General features: G+C 70.1%; 5 protein-coding genes. 4 read left to right on the forward strand and 1 reads right to left on the reverse strand.

The genetic code is table 11. From position 1 onward, the window contains the following. On the reverse strand, positions 1–955 hold a 955-nt coding region (locus ABZ260_RS44300), incomplete at its 3' end, for a LacI family DNA-binding transcriptional regulator (protein ID WP_355630042.1). A 159-nt stretch (positions 956–1,114) separates the two neighbouring features. Between ABZ260_RS44300 and ABZ260_RS44305 the strand changes: the two genes are divergently transcribed. The 4 genes from ABZ260_RS44305 to ABZ260_RS44320 all read left to right on the forward strand — a co-directional run. After that, positions 1,115–2,383, forward strand: coding sequence for a maltose ABC transporter substrate-binding protein (locus ABZ260_RS44305; RefSeq protein WP_355630044.1), 1,269 nt, complete (start codon positions 1,115–1,117; stop codon positions 2,381–2,383). 161 nt (positions 2,384–2,544) lie between these two features. Then, on the forward strand, positions 2,545–4,068 hold the full coding sequence (locus ABZ260_RS44310; protein ID WP_355630047.1) for an ABC transporter permease subunit: 1,524 nt from the start codon (positions 2,545–2,547) through the stop codon (positions 4,066–4,068). Next, positions 4,065–4,901 (forward strand): sugar ABC transporter permease, encoded by an 837-nt coding sequence (locus ABZ260_RS44315; protein WP_355630050.1) that lies wholly within the window; start codon positions 4,065–4,067, stop codon positions 4,899–4,901. The genes ABZ260_RS44310 and ABZ260_RS44315 overlap by 4 nt, the downstream gene beginning before the upstream one ends. A 2-nt stretch (positions 4,902–4,903) precedes the next feature. Next, positions 4,904–6,386 (forward strand): glycoside hydrolase family 13 protein (locus ABZ260_RS44320; protein WP_355630053.1); only part of this gene is annotated, 1,483 nt, incomplete at its 3' end.

Genomic DNA, 6,386 nt, shown 5'->3' on the forward strand with positions numbered 1-6,386 from the left:
ACTCGGCGGCCCTGGCGGGGCGCCCCTTGATCTCGTCGAGCAGGGCGCGTACGGCCGCGACCCCCATGGCCTGGACGGGCTGGCGGACCGTGGTGAGCGGCGGGTCGGTGAAGGACATGAGCGGGGAGTCGTCGGCGCCCACGACCGAGACGTCCTCGGGCACCCTCAGACCGTACCGCCGTACCGCGCGTACCGCGCCCAGCGCCATCAGGTCGCTGCCGCAGACCAGAGCGGTGGCGCCCCGCTGTACCAGCAGGGACGCGGCGCTCTGGCCGCCCTCGACGTCAAAGGGCGACAGTTCGACCAGGTCGTCGGCGTCGTGCCCGAGGCCCAGTTCCCGCAGCGAGGCACGGAATCCGGCGAGCCGCCGCTGGACCGTGGAGTAGCGCAACGGGCCGCTGAGGAACCCGATGCGACGGTGGCCCAGCTCGGCGAGGTGGCGCGCGGCGATACGGCCCGCGGTGACGTCGTCGCAGGAGACGCAGGGAACGCCGAGGCCCGGGACGTCACCGTTGACGAACACGATGGGCAGCCGCCGCCGCCTGAGGCCGTGGTAGCGGGAGTGGTCGATGGTCGTGTCGGCGTGCAGCCCGGAGACGAAGAGAATGCCGGAGACGCCACGGTCCAGCAGCATCCCGACGTACTCGTCCTCACCTGCCCCCTCGGGGGTCTGCGTGCACAGAACCGCGGTGTATCCGTGGCGCGCCAGCCCCGTCTCGATCACCTGGGCGAAGAACGGGAAAACCGGATTCTGCAACTCGGCGGTGATCAGCCCGACCAGCCCCGAGCTTCGCGGGCGCAACCCGTTCGGACGCTCGTAACCGAGCACGTCCATGGCGGTGAGCACCGCGCTCCTGGCCCTCGGGCTCACTCCGGGGCGCTCGTTGAGCACCCGGGAGACCGTCGCCTTGCTGACCCCGGCCTGCCGGGCGATCTCGTCGAGTCGTGCCGCCATGGTCAGTGATTGTGGATCAGCTTTCTGAAACTCTGCAAGAGATTCTGAAACATTGCCGCAATTTCCTGCAACGCATTCCAAGCTGGATGAACCCTCTGTTAACTTCGGCGCACATCACGGTGCACCCCCTGAAAACCCCTTCCCACCTGGAGCTCAAGCGTGCGCAGACCCATAAAGACCCTCGCCGGAGCCCTCACGCTCGGCCTTGTTCTGACCGCCTGCGGCGGAAACACGCAGGCGCAGGGGCAGCCCTCCCCGGCCCCGGCCGCCGCCGGCGACACCACCCTGCTCATCTGGGCCGACCAGATGCGCTCGGACACCCTCAAGCCCTTCGCCGAGGCGTTCGCCAAGGAGAACGGGATCAAGGCCGAGGTCGTCGTCGTGGCCCAGAACCAGCAGCAGACCTTCACCACCGCCTCCCAGGCGGGCAAGGGCCCCGACGTGGTCGTCGGCGCGCACGACTGGATCGGCAACCTGGTGCAGAACGGCCTCATCGACCCGATCCAGATGACGGAGGACCAGCTCGCCGGGTACGTGGACGTGGCTCGCAAGGCCGTCACCTACGACGGCCAGGTGTACGGCGTGCCGTACGCGGTGGAGAACCTGGCGCTGTTCCGCAACACCGAGCTGGCGCCGGAGGCCCCCGGGAGCTTCGACGAGCTGGTCGAGACGGGCAAGAAGCTCAAGGCCGCCGGGAAGGTCGAGCAGATCATCGGCTATCCGGTCAGTCAGCAGGACGGCCAGTCCGGTGACACCTACCACCTGTACCCGCTCTACACCTCGGCGGGCGCCCACCTGTTCGGCACCACCCCGAGCGGCGACCCCGACCCGTCCGAGCTGGGGGTGGGCGAGAAGGAGTCCGTCGAGGCCTTCGAGAGGATCGCCAAGCTCGGTGAGAAGGGGGAGGGGGCGCTCAAGCGCTCCTTCACCTCCGACAACTCGGCGGCCGCCTTCAACGAGGGAAAGACCGCGTTCATGGTCGCCGGGCCGTGGCGGCTGGCCGACGCCCGCAAGGCGGGCGTGAAGTACGACGTCACCCCGGTGCCCGGTTTCAAGGGGGCCGAGCCCGCCAAGCCGTTCGTGGGCGTGCAGTCCTTCTTCGTGGCGAGCAAGGGCAAGAACAAGGCGCTCGCCCAGGAGTTCGTCACCGGCACCCTGGCCTCGGCCGAGGTGGCGCGGGCGCTGTTCGACGCCGAGCCGCGGATGCCCGCCCTGAACGAGGCCCTGACGTACGCGGCGGGCAAGGACCCCGATGTCGCCAAGTTCCAGGCCGCCGCGGAGAACGGCACGCCGCTGCCCGCGATCCCGCAGATGGTGGCCATCTGGGGGCCGTTCAACACGCTCATCCACGCCGCGGTGAAGGGTGAGCCGGTGCCTCCGGCGGTCGAGGCGGCCGCCAAGGCCATCGCCGAGCAGCTCGAGCAGTGAACACGAGACGATTCCGGAGCGGGGAGGGGCGTCGCCCTCCCCGCGAGGGGGATGTCCTTCTCGAAATCGGGAACGGGCGCGCGGCCCAGGAGGGGCGGGGGGCTCGGTCACGCCAGGCGACGCCGCCGCCCGAGCGGCCCCGCCGCGGACGCGGGTGGGCCGTGGCGACCGGGGCATGGCCGGGAAGCGCGGGTGGGATCGCGCTGCGGGTCCTGGTGCTCGGGCTCATCGTCGCCGTCGCGCTCTGGGCGGTCGCGCCGCTGGTGGCGGCAGAGAACTGGATCGGGGTGGGGATCGTCGCGGTCGTCACCGCCGCGGGTCTCCTCGTCTACCTGACGCCGCGGCGGCTGCCCGCCAAGTACCTGCTGCCCACCACGCTCCTGGTCCTCGCCTTCCAGGTGTTCCCGGTGGTCCACACGATGTCGCTGGCGCTGACCAACATCGGCGACGGTCACCTGGGGAGCAAGCAGGACGCGATCACCGCGATCGAGACCTCCTCCGTCAAGCGCCGGCCCGGTTCCGCCGAGTACCGGCTCACCGTGGCCGAGAAGGACGGAGACCTGGTCTTCCTGCTGGCGGTGGAAGGACGCGCCTACACCGGCACCGCCGAGGGGCTGCGCCCCCTGGAGGGCGCCACCCTCGGCACCGGTGGCCGGATCACCGCGGCCGACGGCTACACGGTGCTGACCGCCGCGCAGGCCTCCGCCAGGGGCTCGGAGATCACCGAGCTGGTCGTGCCCGTCGAGGGCGGGGCGATCCGCAGCCAGGGCCTGTCGAGGGCCTATCGGGGCACGGCGACGCTCGCCTACGACGCGGTCTGCGACTGCGTCACCGGCCAGGACAGGATCTGGCGGGCCGACGAGGAGCAGGGCAGGTTCGTCTCCGACGACGGGCAGGCGCTGGCGCAGGGCTGGAAGGTCGACGTCGGCCTGGCCAACCTCACCACCGCGCTCACCAACCCGAAGATCAACGCGCACTTCCTCGGCGTCTTCGGCTGGAACCTGGTCTACGCCACGTCCGTCGTGGTGCTGACCGCCGCGCTCGGGGTGGCGGTCGCGCTGGTGCTGCACCATCCCCGGATGCGTGCCGTACGGGCCTACCGGACCCTGATCGTGCTGCCGTACGCCATGCCGGCCTTCGCGATGCTGCTGGTCTGGCGGGACATGTTCAACACCGACTTCGGGCTGATCAACAGGATGCTCGGGCTCGACGTCGACTGGCTCGGCGCCCCGCTCACCGCCCGCCTGTCGGTGCTGCTGGTCCAGCTCTGGCTGGGTTTTCCCTACATGTTCCTGATCGCCACCGGGGCGCTGCAGACGATCCCGCAGGAGTATCTGGAGGCGGCCCAGGTGGACGGCGCGACCGCCTGGCAACGGTTCGTGAAGGTCACGCTGCCGCTGCTGATGCTCGCGCTGGCCCCGCTGCTGGTCTCGTCGTTCGCGTTCAACTTCAACAACTTCAACGGCATCTTCCTGGTCACCGCCGGAGGCCCGTTCCCCGCCGACAACCCGACGATGGGGGCGACCGACCTGCTGATCACCTACACCTTCCGGCTCGCCTTCGGGCAACAGGGCGCGCAGTACGGCCTGGCCTCCGCGATGTCCATCTACGTCTACCTGATCGTGGCGGTGCTCTCGATCATCAGCTTCCGGCGTACCCGGGCCTTCCAGGAGGTGGACCGATGAGGAGCGGACTGATCCTCCGGCACCTGGTGGCGATCACCGTCACCGCCTTCGCCCTCTTCCCGATCCTGTTCGTGGTCTCCTCGGCGCTCAACCCGCTCGGCACGCTCAGCTCGGCGACCCTGTTCCCGAGCGGCGCCGGTCTCGCCAACGTCACGGACCTCTTCGAGACCACGGCCTTCCCGACCTGGTACCTCAACTCCGTTCTGATCGCCGGGCTCACCGCAGTGCTGTCGGTGACGGTGTCGGCGGTCTCCGCCTACGCCTTCAGCCGCTTCCGCTTCGCCGGTCGCCGTACGGGCCTGGTGGCGCTGCTGGTTATCCAGGCGTTCCCGCAGTTCCTGGCCATCGTCCCGCTGTACGTCATCTTCAGCGTGATCAGTGACAACTGGCCCGTCTTCGGGCTCAACAGCGTCTGGGGCGTGGTCCTGCTCTACATCGGTGGCCAGGTCGGCGTGAACACCTGGCTGATCAAGGGTTTCTTCGACACGATCCCCCGGGAGCTCGACGAGGCCATGCTGATCGACGGCTGCACGCCCACCCAGGCGTTCCGCAAGGTGATCCTGCCGCTCTCGGCGCCCATCCTGTCGATCAGCGCGCTGCTCGTCTTCATCGGGACGATCAACGAGTTCCTCATCGCCAGCGTCTTCCTCACCGGCGACGACGCCCGCACTCTCGCGGTCGGGCTGTTCAGCCTGCTGGCCGACCAGCGCAACGCCAACTTCGGCATGTTCGCGGTGGGCACGCTGCTCACCGCGATCCCGACCGTCGTCGTCTTCCAGTTCCTGCAGAGATACATCGTCCACGGGCTCACCGCGGGCGCGGTGAAAGGTTGATCATGATAGACCGGGGATTCCATCACGACGGCTCGCCCGACCACGTCAGCACGGAGGCGCCGGAGCCGGGAGAGACGGTCACCGTCTTCGTCCGCACTCCGCGCGGCCACCGCTCCGGCGTGCACGTGCGGACCACGCCGGACGGCGAACCGCACTTCGCCGAGGCGGTGATCGACCGCGAGACCGAGCGGGAGACCTGGTGGCGGGCCGACATCGTGGCCCGCAACCAGGTGACCGGCTACCGCTTCCTCATCGGCGGTCCGGACGGCTACCGCTGGCTGACCGCCTCCGGCCTGGCCACCCACGACGTTCCGGACACCACCGACTTCAAGCTGGTCACCCACGCCGCCCCACCCGCGTGGGCGGCCGGCGGCGTGATCTACCAGATCTTCCCCGACCGGTTCGCCTCCTCGGGCACGGCACGCGACCTGCCGCCGTGGGCGATCCCCCGCGGCTGGGACGACCCCGTCGCGGGGAGCGGGCCCGACACCTCGCGGCAGATCTTCGGCGGCGACCTGGACGGTGTCCGCTCCAGGCTGGACCACATCACCGCCCTCGGCGCGGACACCCTCTACCTGACGCCGGTCTTCCCCGCGGCCTCCAACCACCGCTACAACGCCTCCTCCTTCGCCGAGGTCGACCCGCTGCTCGGCGGCGACGCGGCCTACCGTGCGCTGATCGACGAGGTGCATCGCAGGGGCATGCGCATCCTGGGCGACCTCACGACGAACCACTGCGGCGACACCCATGCCTGGTTCCAGGCGGCGCTGCGGGACAAGGGCGCCGCCGAGCGGGAGATGTTCTTCTTCACCGACGACGATCTGGGCTACGAGGCATGGATGGGCGTTCCGTCCCTGCCCAAGCTCGACTGGTCGAGCGAGCGGCTGGCGGGGGCGATGGAGGAGGTCGTCCGCAGCTGGCTCCGGTTCGGCCTGGACGGCTGGCGCATCGACGTGGCCAACATGACCGGCAGGCTCCGCCAGGTGGACCACGCGCACGAGGTGGCCAGGCGCATCCGGCGGGCGATGACCGACGAGTGCCCGGACAGGCTGCTCGTCGCCGAGCACGCGCACGACGCCACCGGTGATCTCGACGTCGGCGGCTGGCAGGGGACGATGAACTACGCCGGCTTCACCCGCCCGGTGTGGAGCTGGCTGCGCGGCCCCGAGGTCCACCTGCCGTTCCTCGGGGTTCCGGCGGAGGTGCCCAGGATCGGCGGCGGCGACGCGGTGGCGACGATCCGTGCCTTCTCCGGCCACCTGTCGTGGCGCTCGCTGGTCCACTCCTGGTCGATCCTCGGCTCCCACGACACCGCCAGGATCCGCACGATATGCGGAGGGGACCCCGCCCTGGTGGAGGTCGCCGCCGGGCTGATGCTCACCCTGCCCGGCACGCCCATGGTGTTCGCGGGCGACGAGATCGGCCTGGAGGGCGCGTGGGGAGAGGACTCCCGCCGGACCATGCCCTGGGACCGGCCGGAGAGGT

It is taken from the genome of Streptosporangium sp. NPDC006013 (assembly GCF_040614275.1).
Lineage (GTDB): Bacteria > Actinomycetota > Actinomycetes > Streptosporangiales > Streptosporangiaceae > Streptosporangium.

Coding starts and splice junctions, on each gene's coding strand:
- ABZ260_RS44315 (WP_355630050.1), top strand. CDS start 4,065: ATGAGGAGCGGACTGATCCTCCGGCACCTGGTGGCGATCACCGTCACC.